We start from the raw sequence: 17,664 nt of genomic DNA, 5'->3' as shown, positions 1-17,664 counted from the left end.
TATTTCTTTTAAAAACTATTTAGTTTAGTTACTTTTAAAAATAAAATACTAGTTATGAATACCTATCGCAATATTTTTGTACTCTTAGTGAGTTGTTCTGTATTTTGGTCTTGTAAAGCCCAGCAAAGTCTAAACACAAATACAAAAACTGCAGCAGCAGTAAATGATACCACCTTTGTCAATCTGAAGGACTACAGTAATGATTTTGTCTATGATATGAAATATGCCACTGAGGACAATTTTCTAAAGGCTAAAGTCTATGAATGTGCCGAATGTTATTTACGTCTTAAAACAGTAAAAGCTTTTGTTGAAGCAAATAAAAAATTTACTAAAAAAGGCTACCGAATCAAAATATATGATTGCTATCGCCCGCTGGATATTCAAAAAAAAATGTGGGAAATAGTTTCAAATCCTAAGTATGTAGCTGATCCTGCTAAAGGTTCTATCCACAATAGAGGAGGAGCTGTTGACATCACTTTAGTAGATCGTTTTGGAAAAGAACTAGACATGGGTACCTCGTTTGACTTTTTCGGGATTGAAGCTAGCCATGATTACCTTAATCTATCTAAAAAAATTAAATCTAATAGGCAGTTATTGAAATCAGTGATGCTGTCGTCTGGTTTTAATTCATTTGACTCAGAATGGTGGCACTACAATTTAAAAGTAGGATTAAAGGATAAAGTAGCTAATGAAAAGTGGAACTGCAACTAACTATTCAATACAGTTTATAGCATCAATAAAATAATTTTCAGGGTGGTACACTTGACTATTTAATTCAGAGGTGAACTCCTTTTGAATTACGTAATCGTTACTTTCTGTCAAAGATTTTATTCTCATTAATGAAATAGGTGATTTTTTAAGTTCTTCAAAACTACCTTTTACAAACATAAATATTCCTGTCATTACTCTATTATCAAATCCTTTGTCATCGCGAATCATGCTGCCGCAATTTTCTTGATCTATATGCAATAACGTAATTACTTTTCCATTTTGTAGCTGTAAGTATAATTTAGAGTTTTTATCAAAGCAATTAGCCTTCATAAATTCTTTACTTTTTTGAATAAACTGAACATTTAATGTAGGCAGGCCATCAGTAGATGCTAAAGAAAAAAAGATATAATTTGAGTTTCCAGCAAAATGTTTTTCAGAAATCATGTACTCTTTGGTTACTTTGTAGGTACCCAGACTGTCACTGATATTCACACTATAATCACATGGTTTTTGTGAAAAAATTAAATTAGATATAAAAAGGAAGGCGATAATAAGAAGCTGTTTCATTTTAGGATATTTTGTTGCAAATTAAAACTATTTTATTGTTATTTTCATCAGTTGTAAAGAAAGAATATATATTTCCTCCGTCTTTAATTTTCCATTTTTTTCGAATATTTTCTACGGTTTCTGGAAAATTTCGCGTAGTAACATTTGCTTTACCATTCTCTAAATAGGATTTCATTTCTGGCTTAGTGTAAGGAAAGCAATTTATGATTTCAAAAACTCTACCTGAAAATGATACTAAATTATCAGAGGTATAGAGATGGGAGTGTTTGTGTAATTTACTTAATTGATATTGTATTGCCACTTCGTTAAAACCACCTGATTTCATAATAGCACTATTAGGTTCGTATAAAAATTTTTGAGGCAAAGAATAGCTAGGAATGTTTTCTTCAGTAGTTATAGTGAAATCAAAATAATCAATTTTATCTTTTAATATATTGGCAGTCTTAATTTCAACTTTACCCTGATAATTTTTATGCAGCTCCCATAAAAGTTCTTTGACTTCGTTTTCTAAGGCGACAATATGAACTGTTTTTACGTTTTTTAATTCTGATAGGCCTGCAGCGATGTCTAATAATGGGGCTGTTTTTATCAGTATAGATGTGGTATGTTTAAAATAGGTATCGAGATGTTCAGGTACATTAGGCAAGCAGTCCTTTAAAAGAAACACTTTGCCTTTTATGTCGCTACGTCTTGAAGGATCAATGTAAATCCAGTCCCATTTTGTATTTAATTTTTGGAGTGTCTCTATGCTATCTCCTTGATAACACTGAATGTTTTGGCATTTTAACTGCTCGAAATTATGTTTAACGATAGCCGATAATTCACTGTTTATTTCACAATGAACCACTTGGTTTACTTCTTTAGAAAAGTAGTAATCATCAACACCAAAACCACCGGTCAAATCAATTAAATTTTCACCATTGACTAGAGTACTTTTATATTCAGCTGTCCTCTCAGAAGAAGTTTGTTCTACCGAAATTTTTGAAGGGTAAATAATATTTTCTGTTTCGAACCATCTCGGAAGTTTATCTTTCGCTTTGGCTTTTGCTTCAATTTGTTTTACTAGTGCTACCCATTCAATATCAGGAAAAGGGTTTTTTTGAAGTGCTAATTTTGCAATAGGGGTCGTCACCTGTGCAGATATAAATTCCTGTACCTTCTTATCTAATAACTTTTGATCCAAGATTAAATATTTTTTGTGAGTAACTGTATTACTTTGTTTTCTGGAAAGAATTCTTTGGCAACAACTTTTATCATCGTAAAAAGAGGTACCGCAACGATCATTCCTAAAACGCCAAATAGAAACCCCGCAATTAAAATTACTAAAAAGATTTCTAGTGGATGTGAACTGACACTTTTAGAAAAAATGATGGGCTGTGATAAGTTGTTATCAATAATTTGCACAATCCAGAATCCTATAAGTACATATATTGTTGTTGGTAAAATTTCACTTTGAAAATCACTCCCTAAATTGGCTAGCATAGTTAATGCAGCTGCTAGTAAAGATGCGATTAGCGGTCCTATGTAAGGAATGATATTTAAAACGGCACAAAGAAATGCAATCACTATAGGATTAGGGATGCCAAAAATAAGTAATATGATTAAGTATAAAACGAAAACAATAAAGAGCTGAATTAATAAACCTATAAAATAGCGTGATAGTAATTGGTTAATTTTTTCAATAGAATTTAATATTTGATCTTCATGACTGTCCGGTATTAATTGCCTTGCTGTTTTGATAAAAGACTTGCGGTCTTTAAGAAAGAAGAAGGTTATGAATAGAATAGAAGCTAAGGCCATACCAAAACTACTAAGCATTCCTACAATCGCATTTAAGAAGTTAGGAATTAGCTTAAAATTAATTTTGGAAGTGATATCAGCTTCTTTTAAAATTTTTGAAGAATCGATATGATGACTTTCAAAAAAGCTATTTATCTGATTAATTAATTGGATTGAATTTTGCTCTATTTCACTTGTGTTAAGAAGTGAGAGATTAGCTCCTTGATTTATTATTAAAGGCACAAACATCATTATAAAGCCTGCTATAATAACTACAAACAGAAAGACGGTCACAATAGTTGCGAAGGTATGGTTGAATTTTAAACGTTTTTTTAAAAAATCTAAAATAGGATATCCTATAAGAGTAAGTATCAGCGATACAATTAAATAAATTAAAACAGATTGAATTTGATATAGGAGGTAGAGACCTAAGCTAACAATAACCAGTGTGGCAATGGCTCTTAAGATGCCATTAGATATTATTTTTGATGAAATCATCATTTTTATATTTAGGTTATAAATATAAAAAAACTCGCTAACATGTAGCGAGTTTTTAGATTATTTAAGCTTTTTATTATTAGATACCGAAACCTGATCTAGCGCCTCCAGATACAAATAATGCATCCATTCTACTTTTTTGATCATTAGTAAACATGTACATTCCTGGATCATCCGTATAATCCATGTAATTCATAGTCATTTCTACAGGAGTTCCTGAGCATGTACTGTAATGAGGGTAAGCAGGAATACCGTAATTAGCTGTATTGTGTGTAGGTGTGTCTGCTACTAAATCGTCTCCACATGTTGCGTCTCCCCAAATATGGCGTAAGTTCATCCAGTGACCTACTTCATGAGTGGCTGTTCTTCCCAAATTGTAAGGAGCATTTGCAGATCCAGATAATCCAAAGTATTTAGAATCTATAGCCACTCCATCAGTTGCAGCAGAACCTCCTGGGAATTGTGCGTAACCTAAAATTCCGCCACCAATAGTACATACCCACATATTAAGTTTTGTAGTTGGTGAGGTAGCATCAATACCTCCTCTTTTTCCGTTTTTCATAGTATCTCTAGTTCCCCAAGAAGATTTTTTAGTAGATTTTCTATTAATCGTTTCTAGTACAAAAGAGATTCCTACGTTAGCTTTGTCTCCTGCAAATAATGAAGGGACATTGTTATAATCCGAGTTTTGTGCATTGAAATCTTCATTCAGTACATCAATTTGAGACTGAATTTGAGCATCAGATATATTTTCAGCAGCGGTTCTATAAAGTACATTCACTACAACTGGTATTTCAATTTTGCCATTCACTAGACGGCCAGTTAATTTAGCTTTTTGTGTAAAAGCTTCAATTTGGTTCATTCGTAAAGCAAGCGTTGGGTCGGCAGCAAGCTGTGCATCGAGAACATCTTGTGAAGCACACTTCCGCTGGTTAACCGTTTTTGCGCTTAAATCTGAGTTTTCTGTTTGTTCGTTTTGACAAGAAAAAAGCAGCATAACTGACATGGCGGATAATAAAATCTTTTTCATAATAGGTTTGTTATAAATTATTGATTTGGGTTAATAGAGTCACAATTTTATAACATTTATTTTAAAAAACAAAAAAATAACTAAAAAAAACTTTAAAATTATGTTAAAACGAGTAGTTTTAACTCAGCTAATATTTAGTTGTTAGTCTTTTTTTTAAAATTCTGCTGCATACTAAAAAAAAAACTCGCTACTTGAGTAGCGAGTTTTAAATTAGTTAAAATTTTATACTTTTAGATACCGAATCCTGATCGAGGTCCGCCAGAAACAAAGATTGCAGCCATTCTGCTTTTTTGTCCATTTGAGAACATGTACATTCCTGGATCATCCGTATAATCCATATAGTTCATTGTCATTTCGATAGGAGTACCAGAACAGGTACTGTAATGTGGGTATGCAGGAACACCGTAGTTGGCAGTATTGTGTGTTGGTGTATCTGATACTAAATCATCTCCACATGTAGCATCACCCCAAATATGACGTAAGTTCATCCAGTGACCCACTTCATGAGTTGCTGTTCTTCCTAAGTTATAGGGTGCATTAGCTGATCCAGACAATCCGAAGTATTTAGAGTCAATTGCTACTCCATCAGTTGCAGAAGAACCTCCAGGAAATTGAGCATAACCTAAAATACCACCACCGATCGTACAAACCCACATATTTAGTTTTGTTGTTGGCGATGTAGGAGCAATTCCTCCTTGAGCTGTTTTTTTCATTTTGTCTGTCGTTCCCCAAGAGGTTTTTGTTGTAGATTTTCTGATGATAGATTCTAAAACGAAAGTGATACCGACATTAGCTTTTACTCCTGAAAAAGCTGCTGGAACTTGGTTGAAATCATCGTTTTGAGCATTGTAATCTTCATTCAATACATCAATTTGAGATTGAATTTGGGCATCTGAAATATTCTCTGCAGAAGTTCTATAAAGTACATTTACCACAACAGGAATTTCGACTTTGCCATTTACTAATCGACCATTTAGCATAGCTTTTTGCGTAAAAGCTTCAATTTGATTCATTCTTAAAGCTAAAGTGGGATCAGCTTTCATTTGTGCTTCAAGAACATCTTGAGCAGCACATTTGCGTTGTGCAATTGCACTAGTTTCTAGAGTCCCTGACTCTGAAGAATTGTCATTTTGACAAGAGAATAGCATCATAAGTGCCATTGCAGAAAAAAGAATTTTTTTCATAATTAATGTAGGTTATGTTAATAAAATATGATTTGGGGAAATCATTCGGCAATTTTATAACTAAATAATTATATAAAAAAATTTTTAAATAAAAAAAATGAGCCGCTAATTAACAAAATTTTAAGGAGCCTTATTTTATAAGGATTTTGAAAAAATAGCTACAAAATATTTAACATATTTTGAAAGTAAATTCATACAAAGATATGCTTGCTGCTTGCACTACATTCATGCTACTATTTTGTCCAAACATCGGAATATGGACAATTTGATTTGCAATTGCTAAGAGGTTTTCATCCACGCCACTAATTTCGCTACCAAGAATTAAAGCTATTTTTTTTGAAGGCGGGATAATGACTTCTCTTAAAGGTTTACTTGTGTTTGTAATTTCGAGTGCAATAACTTCATAGTTTTCTTCTTGTAATAATGTTACAACTGTGGCGGTTTCTTCCATTACTATATACGGGACATGAAGATGGGTGCTGCGTGAGGTCTTGTTTATTTTTCTAGGGTTAAGCGGAATGTCTTTTCCTACAAAGATCATTTTTTCAACACCAAATGCTTCAGCAATTCTAAAAAGAGAACCTATATTTTGCTGAAAATAAATATGATCACATACAATCGTGATGGGAAATGTTTTACTTTTAAATTGATTTTCTTGATGATTTAGCTGCACACTGATTAATTATTAAAGATGTAGTTTATTATGTTTGCGCCCATTTTTAATGCTTTTTCTCGCACGGCTAGTGGATCATTATTGACTTCCGGATCTTCCCAGCCGTCACCAAGGTCACATTCATACGTATAGAGCAGAACAAGTCTGTTTTCAATGAAAATACCAAAAGCCTGCGGTCTTTTTCCATCATGTTCATGAATTTTAGGTAATCCATTAGAAAATAGATAGGGCTTTTGGAATATTTGATGGCTAGTAGGTATTTCGACTAAACTATTTTTTGGAAAAATTTTTATAATTTCTTTTCGAATAAATTGATCCATACCATAATTGTCATCAATATGCAGGAATCCACCAGCAAGCAAGTACTTTCTTAGGTTATTCACATCAGCGTCGCTAAAAATAACGTTTCCGTGACCAGTCATATGGATAAAAGGGTAGGAAAATAAATTGGGACTACTAGGTTCTACGGTTGCAGGTTTAGTAGCAATAGCTGTATTAATATTAGTATTACAATATTTTATCAAATTAGGTAAGGAGGTGGGATTAGCATACCAATCTCCACCGCCTCCATATTTTACCAAGGCAATCTCTTGTGCAAAAGAGTGCATCGAGCAAAGTAAAATCATCAGATACCATTTTTTCATACAGCATACTTTTAGTAAAGTTTCAAAGTTGTTAAACTAGTGAAAAAATTATTTTTCATTAATAAATACAACACTATGGCAGGCAACAACAGCAGCAGTTTCTGTTCTTAATCTCGTGTTTCCTAAAGACACTGCTGAGAATTCATTTTCGAGAGCCAAAGCAATTTCCTTTTCTGAAAAATCACCTTCAGGTCCAATTAATATGGTTACATCTTGATTTCGTTTAAGTACAGACTTCAAGGTTTTTTTATCGGTCTCTTCACAGTGAGCAATCAGTTTTTGACCGCCAATAGTTTCTTTAAAAAATTCTTTAAATGTTACAGCATCATTTAGTTTAGGTAGGTATAATTCATTAGATTGCTTCATAGCGGTCAAAATAATCTTTTCGAATCGATCCTTATTGATAACTTTTCTTTCTGATCGGTCGCAAATAATAGGAGTGATCTCATGGATTCCAATCTCCGTGGCTTTTTCTAAAAACCATTCGTATCGATCGTTCATTTTAGTAGGAGCCACTACTAAGTGCAACTTAAATGGTGCCTCTGCTTTCTTTTCTACAGACAATACTTCAACTGTACATTTGTTTTCAGAAGCTAATGTGATTTGGGTTTCAAACAAGTAGCCTAATCCATTAGTAACATGAAGAATATCGCCATCTTTTTTTCGTAAAACTTTAATAATGTGCTTGCTTTCTTCTTTTTCGAATGTAAATTGTTCTGTAGATGCGTCTATATTGGAATTGTAAAATAATTGCATAATTTAAAATTGTATACGTGCTTTAGAAACCACTGCTGCAGTTTCAAATTTTTGTGATAAAAACTTTTGATAACCTACAATTCCAATCATTGCAGCATTATCTGTTGTGTATTCAAATTTGGGAATGAAGGTTTTCCATCCATATTTTTTTTCTGCTTCTTTTAAGGTTTTACGAATACCTGAATTTGCAGATACACCGCCACCGATAGCTATTTGCTTTATCCCTGTTTCTTTGACGGCTAATTTTAGTTTGTCCATCAAGATTTCGATAATGGTATGCTGGATCGATGCACAAATGTCGTTTAGATTTTCTGCAATAAAATCAGGATTTTCAAGTTTCTTTTTTTGAATAAAATATAATATAGCAGTTTTTAAACCAGAAAAACTAAAGTCTAAACCCGCTACTTTTGGTTTTGTAAAAGGAAAGGCTTTAGGATCTCCTAATTGTGCATTTTTATCCACCAATGGTCCACCGGGGTAGGGCAGGCCAAGTATTTTTGCACTTTTATCAAAAGCTTCGCCTACCGCATCATCAGTTGTTTCACCAATGATAGTCATGTCAAAGAAATCGTCTACTCTAACTATTTGTGTATGACCTCCACTTATTGTTAATGCTAAAAAGGGAAAGTTTGGTTTATCAAACCCTTCTTCATCTATAAAGTGTGCTAAAATGTGCGCATGCATGTGATTCACCGCAATTAATGGAATGTTAAGCGCTATAGCCATCGATTTAGCAAATGAACTTCCTACTAATAGTGATCCCATTAATCCAGGACCTTGCGTGAACGCAATTGCAGAAAGCTGCTCTTTCTTGATATTTGCTTTACGAAGTGCTGCATCTATAACTGGAACGATATTTTGCTGGTGCGCTCTAGAGGCTAACTCAGGTACAACTCCTCCATATTGCGTGTGAATTAGCTGATTGGCTACAACATTTGAGAGTACTTTATCGTTATGTAATACTGCTGCTGCGGTGTCGTCACACGAACTTTCGATAGCAAGAATAAAAACGTTAGAATTTTGCATAAAAAGGCACAAATTTTGAATTATATTTGACAAACCGAATTTTAATTTTTCTAATTTTACGGCGCAGCCAAAATTAAAGAATTTTTATTAAAGGCGCCGTCCTTTCTAGGTCAAAATAACATTTCAGAAAAAAAATAAAACAATATAAAGTATCAAAAAATTCATTAAAATAGTTTTTCGTCTATTTCTGGGGCTAATATTACTTTTGCTAATGCTGGGTATTGCACTATCAATACCGTACGTCCAAACAAAAATTGCACAACATTTTACAAATAGTTTAAACAAAGACTTTGGGACAAACATCGCTATTGAAGGTGTTCGTGTTTCTGTTTTTGGAGGAGTGAAGTTTAAAAATGTGATGATTAGAGATCATCATCAAGATACATTGATTTTTTCTAAAATAATAAACACTAATATTTTAGAAGGAAAAAAAATCCTAGATGGCGATTTGATATTTGGAGATATTAGGCTAGAAGGTTTGTTATTCAATTTGAAAACCTATAAAAATGAAAAGGAAACTAATATTGATCATTTTATAAATGCATTTAATACCGGTAAACCTTCTGGAAAACATTTCTTGCTAAAAGCAAATAAAGCTTACATTACTGATGGACATTTTATCTTAACAGATGAAAATAAAGCAATACCTAAAGATGTCGACTTCACCAGACTGAATGCTACTATAAGTGATTTTTTACTATATGGTCCTGCAGTTAAGACTTTTATAAACAAAATGTCTTTCCAAGATCATCGTGGTTTGTATGTGGCAAATTTAAGTGCAAATTTTAGCTACACTAAGAAAAATATTAAATTGGAAAGTCTTGATGTCACTACCAAAGAATCAAAAATAAAGGGTGATGTATTCTTACATTATAAAATTGAGGATTTTGCTAATTTTAATGATAAAGTACAATTTGACATTAAATTAAAAACAGCCCGATTAGCGACTAACGATATTCGTCATTTTTATAAAGAACTTGGGAAAAACCAGTTTTTTGATATTAAGGCAGTTATTAAAGGAACTTTAAATAAGTTGAGTGTTAGAAATTTAAAACTTGTTGATTCTAATAAATCCCAAATAGAAGGTGAAATCAATTTTAAAAACCTTTTTGGTAAAGAAGGACAAGATTTTTACATGACTGGAAACTTTAATAAGATAGCTAGTAGTTATACTAATCTTGCTAGGATATTACCAAATGTTTTAGGTAAAAAACTACCTACTGAGCTTAAAAAATTAGGCTATTTTACACTCGTAGGAAATACCCAGTTAAGTCAAAGTTTTATTGATGCCGACTTTGCTATGGCAACTGATCTGGGTAAAGTACAGTCGGTTATTAGTATGAAAAGTATTGACTTTATTGATAAGGCTTCTTATATAGGTAATGTTATATTAGAGGACTTTGACTTAGGTACATTATTAGATCGAAAAGATCTTGGAATGGTGAGTTTAAATGTTGATGTGGATGGCGTAGGTTTTAGTGAAAAATATTTAAATACAGCTTTGAAAGGTGATGTGACTAAAATTGATTTTAATAATTACACCTACACTAATGTAGTAGTTAACGGAAATTTTAAGGCACCAAATTATGAAGGGCAAATATCTGTTAATGATCCTAACTTAACGATGAACTTTGATGGTTTATTAAACTTAACAAATAAGGATAATAAGTATGATTTTCATATTAATGTTGAAAATGCCGACTTGTATAAACTAAAACTAGTAAAGGATTCTGTATCTGTATTTAAAGGAGATGTTGTAGTTCAGGTAACTGGAAATACAATTGAGAACCTGCAGGGAAATGTTTATATTAAAAAGACTTCCTATCAAAATGAAAAAGACACTTATGTCTTTGATGATTTTAATATCTATTCTAGTTTTGATAACGAGAGAATACGAACAATTACAGTTAACTCTCCAGATATTGTAGAAGGTCAGATTATAGGTAAATTCCAGTTTGCGCAATTGGGAAATTTGGTTAAAAATTCCTTGGGTAGTTTGTATACTAATTTTAAACCCAACAAGGTAAATAAAGGACAATTTCTGAAATTCAATTTTACCATATACAATAAGATAATCGAAATCTTTTATCCAGAAATTTCTATTGGATCAAATACCATAGTCAAAGGAAATATTAAGTCAGATATTCAGGAATTTAAACTTAATTTTAATTCTCCACAAATTGTTGCTTCCGAAAATACTTTTGATAATATTAGGGTCGCTATTGATAATAAAAATCCTCTTTATAATGCCTATTTAGAATTAGATAGTATTAAAACAAAGTATTATAAAATTAGGGATTTTAGTTTGATTAATGTGACTATGAAAGACACCTTATTCTTTCGATCAGAATTTAAAGGTGGTTCTAAAGGAGAAGATTATTTTAATTTAAACTTGTACCATACTATTAATAAAGACAATGATAATGTTGTAGGAATTAGTAAGTCTGAAATGAAATTTAAAGACTATTTATGGTATTTAAATGAAGAAGATACACCTAATAACCAAATTGTTTTTGACAAATCCTTTAGAAACTTTAACATAGACGATATTATACTGTCGCATGAAGATCAAGCAATTTCACTCCAAGGAAAAATTAAAGACAATACCAATAAAGATCTAAAACTTAGTTTTAAAGACGTTGATTTGTTTAAAATAACCCCCACCGACGATAAATTTGTATTTAATGGAAATATCAATGGGGAGGTGAATTTTAAACAGAATAATGCAGTTTATAAACCCACAGCCTCTATAGTAATAGATCATCTAAATATCAATAAAACGGATCTAGGAGTTTTTAATTTTGATATTGAAGGAGATCAAAATCTTGAAAAATTTACTATTAATTCTTTTATAGAAAATGAAAATGTTGAATCGTTTAGTGCGAATGGTAATTTTGAAATAGTAGGTAAAGAGACGTTACTAGATATGAGGGTGCAGCTGGCTAAATTTAATTTGGGCGTTCTTGGTTCGTTAGGAGGAGAAGTGCTTTCAAATATTAGAGGTTTAGTTACAGGTAATGCCAATATAGGTGGAAATTTGAAAAAACCGAAAATTAATGGCCGACTGTATGTTGATAATGCGGGGATGACCATTCCTTACTTAAATGTCGATTACCAACTGAGTGATAGGTCTATTATTGACTTAGCTGATGAAAGGTTCTTATTTAGAAACAACACTTTAACCGACTCTAAATACGATACAAAGGGTATTCTAAATGGAAGTATAGAGCATAACAATTTTGCAGATTGGAAATTAGATCTTTCTATTAATTCTAATAGATTAGTGGTTCTCGATACGCAAGATAAAGAAGATGCAGCTTACTATGGTACTGCGTTTATTGATGGTAATGCGACTATTAAAGGTCCTACTAATAGCTTGTTTATTAAAGTTGATGCTAAATCTGAGCGAGGAACTGTTGTGAAAATACCTATAAATGATGCTGAAAGTGTAAGTGATAATAATTTTATTCACTTTTTAACTCCAAAAGAAAAATACAATATCAAGATGGGTATTGTAGAAAATACGAGAAAATATGGTGGTCTAGAATTAGAGTTTGATTTAGACATCACGCCAGATGCTGAAGTAGAAGTTATTTTAGATCGAAATTCAGGTCATGGTATGAAAGGGAAAGGATATGGAACGTTATTGTTTAAGATCAATACATTAGGAAAGTTCAACATGTGGGGAGATTTTCAACCATATGAAGGATCGTACAATTTTAAATATGGCGGATTTATTGATAAGAAATTTGATGTTAAAAAAGGCGGATCTATTTCATGGGAAGGAAATCCGATGCGTGCGCAGTTAAACCTAGAAGCAGTTTATAAAACAATTGCAAACCCCGCTGTTTTACTGGAAAATTCTTCCTTTAATAGAAAGGTACCTGTTGAAGTTATTATTGGTATACGTGGCGACCTTGCAAGTCCTGAGCCTGATTTTAATATAGAATTTCCAACAGTTAGTAATGTATTGAAATCAGAAATACAATACAAATTGAACGACAAGGATGTGAGACAAACGCAAGCGCTGTACTTACTCTCTTCTGGTGGATTTTTAAGTCCTGAGGGGGTTAGTCAGTCTGATTTTTCAGGAAGTTTATTTGAAACAGCCTCAGGCTTGTTAGGAGGAATTTTACAAACAGAGAATGACAAATTTAAAGTAGGGTTGAATTATACACCTGCTGATAAAAGAATCGGAATGGAAACTGACGGAAGGGTTATTGCTACCTTTACCTCTAAAATTAACGAGAGAATTGTCATTAATGGTAAATTAGGGGTGCCTTTTGGAGGAATCAATGAGTCTGCAATTGTAGGGGATTTGGAGGTTCAGTACCGAGTTAACGAAGATGGGACACTAAATTTAAGATTGTTTAATAGAGAGAACGATATTAATTATATAGGAGAAGGTATAGGGTATACTCAGGGAATTGGGGTAACTTATGAAGTAGATTTTGACACTTTTAAAGAACTCGTGAATAAAATCTTTAAAAATCAAAAACTAGGAACTGCGTCTCAGTATTTAGATCAGTTTCAAGATTCTAATTTATCTCCAGAATACATTAATTTTACTAAGCCTACTACGCCTAAGAAAGAGGCACCTAAGAAAAATACAGAAGCTGTAATTCCTGAAGAAGATTAAAAGTGATTGTATCCCTTATTTGATAGATGTAGTGCCTTTTACTCTTCTGGATTCTTAAAAGGCGCTAAGCTTTTTAAAAAACGGTGTCGTTTTGTTTTATACTCCAAATAAAAACTGCATTATTATAGCTGTAGTATTCTATCTATAATTAGTTAAATTTGATTTATTTATACTTAATTGTTAAATAATAATTCAAAAATTTAACTTATGTTAAAAAATACTGCTTATTTTTCAGTTTTTCGAAAACTTATTAACGAAAACGTTTGAATTTCGAACACTTTACGAATTTATTGTAAACATATCGCTTTAAGTGCGTTATGTTTGCTAATTTTACACTTTAATACTTAAATAATGCCAAAAACAATAAAAAAAGTAGGTGTTTTGACATCGGGTGGGGATTCACCAGGAATGAACGCTGCTATTCGATCAGTAGTAAGAACTTGCGCATACCATAACATTGAATGTATAGGAATTTATAGAGGATATCAAGGAATGATTGAAGGAGACTTCAAAGAAATGGGACCTCGTAGTGTAAACAATATTGTAAATAAAGGGGGAACAGTTTTAAAATCTGCTCGATCTCTTGAATTTAAAACTCCAGAAGGTAGACAGAAAGCACACGCTAATCTTTTAAAGGCGGGAATTGATGCTTTAGTAGTTATTGGAGGAGATGGAACTTTTACAGGAGGTTTGATTTTTAATACCGAATTTGATTTTCCAGTTATGGGGATTCCAGGTACGATCGATAATGATATTTTTGGAACTAGCCATACATTAGGTTACGATACAGCATTGAATACAGTGGTAGAAGTAATTGATAAAATTAGGGATACTGCTAGTTCACATAACCGATTATTCTTTGTTGAAGTAATGGGTAGAGATGCTGGTCATATCGCTTTAAATGCAGGTATTGGAGCTGGTGCTGAAGAGATTCTTATTCCAGAAGAAGATTTAGGATTAGATAGATTGTTAGATTCTTTGCAAAAAAGTAAGGCATCAGGAAAATCATCCAGTATCGTTGTCATCGCAGAAGGAGATAAAATTGGTAAAAACGTTTTCGAATTAAAAGATTATGTTGAAGCTAATTTACCGGAGTATGATGTACGTGTTTCAGTATTAGGACATATGCAACGTGGAGGTTCACCTTCATGTTTTGATAGAGTTTTAGCAAGTAGGTTAGGTGTTAAAGCTGTGGAATCTTTGTTAGAAGGAAAATCAAACTATATGGTTGGATTGCAAAATGACAAAGTAAATCTTACCCCATTAGAACAAGCAATTAAAGGAAAATCAGAGATTGATAGAGAATTGTTACGAGTATCTGACATCATGTCAACATAAAAATAGAGTAAAGTTTATAGTGAGTATATTAGACTTTTTAATACGTTAATAATAAAAATTAAAAAAAATGTCAAAAGTAAAATTAGGAATAAACGGATTTGGAAGAATAGGAAGAATCGTTTTTAGAGAGTCTTTCAATAGAGATAATGTAGAGGTAGTAGCCATAAACGATTTATTAGATGTAGATCATTTAGCTTACTTATTAAAATATGATTCAGTTCATGGACGTTTTGCAGGTAAAGTTGAAGTTAAAGACGGACAACTTTATGTAAATGATAAAAATATTAGAATTACTGCTGAGAGAGAGCCAGCTAACTTGAAGTGGGATGAAGTTGATGTAGATGTAGTTGCTGAATGTACTGGTTTCTTTACAACTAAAGAAACGGCTAATGCTCACATCACTGGTGGAGCTAAGAAAGTAATTATTTCTGCGCCATCTGCTGATGCTCCTATGTTTGTAATGGGTGTAAACCACGATAAAGCTTTAGCTAGTGATGTTGTTGTTTCAAATGCATCTTGTACTACAAACTGTTTAGCGCCTTTAGCAAAAGTAATCAATGATAACTTCGGAATTGTTGAAGCATTAATGACTACGGTACACGCTACAACTTCAACGCAAATGACAACAGATGGTCCTTCTAGAAAAGATTGGAGAGGTGGACGTGCTGCATCATGTAACATTATCCCTTCATCTACAGGTGCTGCTAAAGCAGTAGGAAAAGTTATTCCTGAATTGAATGGAAAATTAACCGGTATGGCTTTCCGTGTTCCTACTACTGATGTTTCTACTGTGGATTTAACTGTTAAAGTTGCTAAAGAAACTTCTTATGAAGAAATCATGGCAGTATTGAAAACAGCTTCAGAAACTACAATGAAAGGTGTTTTAGGATACACTGAAGATTTAGTTGTTTCTCAAGATTTCGTTTCTGATTCAAGAACATCAATTATCGATGCTAATGCTGGAATTGGATTGAACTCTACTTTCTTTAAAATCATCTCTTGGTATGATAATGAATATGGTTATTCAAGTAAATTGATTGACTTAGCGGTACACATTTCTGCTTTAAAATAATAATATATAGTGATTTAGTCCCGTCAAAAAATATTTTGGCGGGATTTTATTTTTTATCTTAAATTGTGCTGGTTTTAATCTATGATTGCCTGTATGATTTGAAACCAAAACTTTAAACCAAAAAAAATGAAATTAATTGTTGATAGTGGGTCTACCAAAGCCGATTGGATTGCGATAGATGATGATGGAAAAGTATTATTTACAACTCAAACGTTAGGTTTGAATCCTGAAATTCTTGAAAATGAAGAAATTATTGAACGATTAAATGATCGTTTTGATATTTTGCAAAATAAAAAAAATGCAACACATTTGTTTTTCTATGGTGCAGGATGTGGTACAGAAAGAATGAAAGTAATGCTCTCTCAAGCTTTTCAAAGCTATTTTTCTAATGCAATTGTTTCTGTAGAAGAAGATACTTATGCTGCAGTATATGCAACAACACCAAAAGGGCAAAAAGCAATTGTTTCTATTCTAGGTACTGGTTCTAATTGTAGTTACTTTGATGGGAAAGAACTGCATCAAAAAGTACAATCATTGGGTTATATCATAATGGATGATTGTAGTGGTAATGTTTTTGGTAAAGAATTAATTAGAAAGTACTATTTCAATAAAATGCCCAAGGAATTAGCTGTTGAATTTGAAAAAGAATACAACCTTGATCCTGATTTTATTAAAAGTAAATTATATAAAGAGGCTAATCCAAATGCTTATTTAGCGACGTTTGCTAAATTTTTGATTCAGCATAAAGACCATGAATTCTGTAGAAAAATCATCTTTAAAGGGATGAAGTCATTTGTAAAAAATTACATCAGACAGTTTGAAAACTGTAAGGAAGTACCCGTTCATTTTGTAGGTTCAATTGCGTTTTACTTAAAAGACGAATTACAGCAAACATTTGACAAGTATGAATTACAGCTAGGAAATGTACTTAGAAGACCTATTGATGGGTTGATTGCTTATCATGTAGCAAATAAATAATGAAAGCTATGGAAATTGCAGTTATAGCACATGATGGTAAGAAAGTAGATATGGTTCAATTTTTGAACAAAAATATCCAAATGCTACAACATGATAGGATAAAAATTATTGCTACAGGAACTACTGGAAGTAAAGCAGAAAATGCTGGATTTAAGGTGAAAAAGATGTTATCAGGTCCCATGGGGGGTGATGCTCAAATTGCAGCAAGAGTTGCCGAAGGAAAGACTAAAATGGTGTTGTTCTTCAAAGATCCATTAGCAAGTCATGCCCATGAGGTAGATATAAACATGTTGCTTCGCGTATGTGATGTACACAATGTGCCTATAGCGACAAACGAAGCAACTGCTCAATTGTTGTTAAATTCTATAGCTATAAAATAGCAATCATAGAGATTTCAACATTTACATTTTTTGGCAAACAAGCCACTTGAACCGTTTCACGAGCTGGAGCGGTTTTTTCATTAAAATAAGTTCCGTAAACTGCGTTTATTCTAGCGAAATCATTCATGTCCATTATGAAGATGGTAGCTTTAACTACATGTTCAAATGTCATTCCTGCAGCATCCAATACAGCTTTCATGTTTTGCATCACTTGTTCGGTCTCTGCTTCTATTGTGCTTGTCACAAGCTCTCCTGTTGTGGGGTTAATAGCAATTTGACCAGAGGTGTATAATGTGTCCCCTTTCAAAACCGCTTGATTGTATGGGCCTATAGGAGCAGGCGCTTTGTCTGTAAAAAGTATTTTTTTCATAACATTTTTTATTTTAATT

At 32.5% G+C, this 17,664-nt stretch carries 16 protein-coding genes; 6 read left to right on the top strand and 10 right to left on the bottom strand.

Annotation, left to right across the window (positions count from 1 at the left end; genetic code table 11):
* Positions 1 to 54 precede the first annotated feature (54 nt).
* Positions 55 to 711, top strand: a complete 657-nt coding sequence (locus ACEN2K_RS06785; RefSeq protein WP_441758573.1) for a M15 family metallopeptidase — start codon at positions 55 to 57, stop codon at positions 709 to 711.
* Here ACEN2K_RS06785 and ACEN2K_RS06780 read toward each other — a convergent pair whose 3' ends face one another.
* The 9 genes from ACEN2K_RS06780 to tsaD form a co-directional block, all read right to left on the bottom strand.
* Positions 712 to 1,278, bottom strand: a complete 567-nt coding sequence (locus tag ACEN2K_RS06780) for a hypothetical protein (RefSeq protein ID WP_441758572.1) — start codon at positions 1,276 to 1,278, stop codon at positions 712 to 714. It lies immediately after the preceding gene.
* Position 1,279: 1 nt separating this feature from the next.
* Positions 1,280 to 2,461 carry a THUMP-like domain-containing protein gene (locus ACEN2K_RS06775; protein ID WP_441758571.1) on the bottom strand — a complete coding sequence of 394 codons (1,182 nt, stop codon included), beginning with the start codon at positions 2,459 to 2,461 and terminating at the stop codon, positions 1,280 to 1,282.
* A 2-nt stretch (positions 2,462 to 2,463) separates the two neighbouring features.
* Complete coding sequence (locus ACEN2K_RS06770; protein WP_441758801.1) at positions 2,464 to 3,555, bottom strand: AI-2E family transporter; 1,092 nt, start codon at positions 3,553 to 3,555, stop codon at positions 2,464 to 2,466.
* Between the two features lie 79 nt (positions 3,556 to 3,634).
* A complete protein-coding gene (locus ACEN2K_RS06765; protein WP_441758570.1) occupies positions 3,635 to 4,585 on the bottom strand; it encodes a zinc metalloprotease in 951 nt (316 codons plus the stop codon).
* Between the two features lie 230 nt (positions 4,586 to 4,815).
* On the bottom strand, positions 4,816 to 5,769 hold the full coding sequence (locus ACEN2K_RS06760; protein ID WP_441758569.1) for a zinc metalloprotease: 954 nt from the start codon (positions 5,767 to 5,769) through the stop codon (positions 4,816 to 4,818).
* Positions 5,770 to 5,938: 169 nt separating this feature from the next.
* Positions 5,939 to 6,442 carry a TrmH family RNA methyltransferase gene (locus ACEN2K_RS06755; RefSeq protein ID WP_441758568.1) on the bottom strand — a complete coding sequence of 168 codons (504 nt, stop codon included), beginning with the start codon at positions 6,440 to 6,442 and terminating at the stop codon, positions 5,939 to 5,941.
* A gap of 5 nt (positions 6,443 to 6,447) precedes the next feature.
* The gene (locus tag ACEN2K_RS06750; protein ID WP_441758567.1) at positions 6,448 to 7,086 is read right to left on the bottom strand and encodes a DUF4159 domain-containing protein; all 639 of its coding nucleotides are present in this window, start codon (positions 7,084 to 7,086) and stop codon (positions 6,448 to 6,450) included.
* Between the two features lie 48 nt (positions 7,087 to 7,134).
* Entirely contained in the window at positions 7,135 to 7,842 is a 708-nt protein-coding gene (locus tag ACEN2K_RS06745; protein WP_441758566.1) for a 16S rRNA (uracil(1498)-N(3))-methyltransferase, read from the bottom strand.
* A 3-nt stretch (positions 7,843 to 7,845) separates the two neighbouring features.
* Positions 7,846 to 8,868 carry a tRNA (adenosine(37)-N6)-threonylcarbamoyltransferase complex transferase subunit TsaD gene (tsaD, locus tag ACEN2K_RS06740; protein ID WP_441758565.1) on the bottom strand — a complete coding sequence of 341 codons (1,023 nt, stop codon included), beginning with the start codon at positions 8,866 to 8,868 and terminating at the stop codon, positions 7,846 to 7,848.
* A gap of 211 nt (positions 8,869 to 9,079) precedes the next feature.
* Here tsaD and ACEN2K_RS06735 point away from each other — a divergent pair, with 211 nt between their 5' ends.
* From ACEN2K_RS06735 to ACEN2K_RS06715, 5 genes are all read left to right on the top strand, one after another.
* A complete protein-coding gene (locus ACEN2K_RS06735; protein ID WP_441758564.1) occupies positions 9,080 to 13,507 on the top strand; it encodes a translocation/assembly module TamB domain-containing protein in 4,428 nt (1,475 codons plus the stop codon).
* Positions 13,508 to 13,858: 351 nt separating this feature from the next.
* Positions 13,859 to 14,845, top strand: coding sequence for a 6-phosphofructokinase (gene pfkA, locus ACEN2K_RS06730; RefSeq protein WP_441758563.1), 987 nt, complete (start codon positions 13,859 to 13,861; stop codon positions 14,843 to 14,845).
* Between the two features lie 67 nt (positions 14,846 to 14,912).
* Entirely contained in the window at positions 14,913 to 15,917 is a 1,005-nt protein-coding gene (gap, locus tag ACEN2K_RS06725) for a type I glyceraldehyde-3-phosphate dehydrogenase (RefSeq protein WP_441758562.1), read from the top strand.
* A 126-nt stretch (positions 15,918 to 16,043) separates the two neighbouring features.
* A complete protein-coding gene (locus ACEN2K_RS06720; RefSeq protein ID WP_441758561.1) occupies positions 16,044 to 16,895 on the top strand; it encodes an N-acetylglucosamine kinase in 852 nt (283 codons plus the stop codon).
* Positions 16,896 to 16,903: 8 nt separating this feature from the next.
* Positions 16,904 to 17,275, top strand: coding sequence for a methylglyoxal synthase (locus tag ACEN2K_RS06715; protein WP_441758560.1), 372 nt, complete (start codon positions 16,904 to 16,906; stop codon positions 17,273 to 17,275).
* Here the strand turns inward: ACEN2K_RS06715 and ACEN2K_RS06710 are convergent.
* The gene (locus ACEN2K_RS06710) at positions 17,265 to 17,645 is read right to left on the bottom strand and encodes a RidA family protein (protein ID WP_441758559.1); all 381 of its coding nucleotides are present in this window, start codon (positions 17,643 to 17,645) and stop codon (positions 17,265 to 17,267) included. The two genes, ACEN2K_RS06715 and ACEN2K_RS06710, sit on opposite strands and share 11 nt — an antisense overlap.
* Between the last annotated feature and the right edge of the window lie 19 nt (positions 17,646 to 17,664).

Origin of the sequence: Flavobacterium sp. W21_SRS_FM3 (assembly GCF_052113625.1) — a bacterium.
GTDB lineage: Bacteria > Bacteroidota > Bacteroidia > Flavobacteriales > Flavobacteriaceae > Flavobacterium.
Note: the sequence above shows the minus strand (reverse complement) of the source record. Positions and strands in the feature narration are given on the sequence as shown.

Coding starts and splice junctions, on each gene's coding strand:
- ACEN2K_RS06785 (WP_441758573.1), top strand. CDS start 55: ATGAATACCTATCGCAATATTTTTGTACTCTTAGTGAGTTGTTCTGTA.
- ACEN2K_RS06780 (WP_441758572.1), bottom strand. CDS start 1,278: ATGAAACAGCTTCTTATTATCGCCTTCCTTTTTATATCTAATTTAATT.
- ACEN2K_RS06770 (WP_441758801.1), bottom strand. CDS start 3,555: ATGATTTCATCAAAAATAATATCTAATGGCATCTTAAGAGCCATTGCC.
- ACEN2K_RS06765 (WP_441758570.1), bottom strand. CDS start 4,585: ATGAAAAAGATTTTATTATCCGCCATGTCAGTTATGCTGCTTTTTTCT.
- ACEN2K_RS06760 (WP_441758569.1), bottom strand. CDS start 5,769: ATGAAAAAAATTCTTTTTTCTGCAATGGCACTTATGATGCTATTCTCT.
- ACEN2K_RS06750 (WP_441758567.1), bottom strand. CDS start 7,086: ATGAAAAAATGGTATCTGATGATTTTACTTTGCTCGATGCACTCTTTT.
- ACEN2K_RS06745 (WP_441758566.1), bottom strand. CDS start 7,842: ATGCAATTATTTTACAATTCCAATATAGACGCATCTACAGAACAATTT.
- tsaD (WP_441758565.1), bottom strand. CDS start 8,868: ATGCAAAATTCTAACGTTTTTATTCTTGCTATCGAAAGTTCGTGTGAC.
- ACEN2K_RS06735 (WP_441758564.1), top strand. CDS start 9,080: ATGCTGGGTATTGCACTATCAATACCGTACGTCCAAACAAAAATTGCA.
- pfkA (WP_441758563.1), top strand. CDS start 13,859: ATGCCAAAAACAATAAAAAAAGTAGGTGTTTTGACATCGGGTGGGGAT.
- gap (WP_441758562.1), top strand. CDS start 14,913: ATGTCAAAAGTAAAATTAGGAATAAACGGATTTGGAAGAATAGGAAGA.
- ACEN2K_RS06720 (WP_441758561.1), top strand. CDS start 16,044: ATGAAATTAATTGTTGATAGTGGGTCTACCAAAGCCGATTGGATTGCG.
- ACEN2K_RS06715 (WP_441758560.1), top strand. CDS start 16,904: ATGGAAATTGCAGTTATAGCACATGATGGTAAGAAAGTAGATATGGTT.
- ACEN2K_RS06710 (WP_441758559.1), bottom strand. CDS start 17,645: ATGAAAAAAATACTTTTTACAGACAAAGCGCCTGCTCCTATAGGCCCA.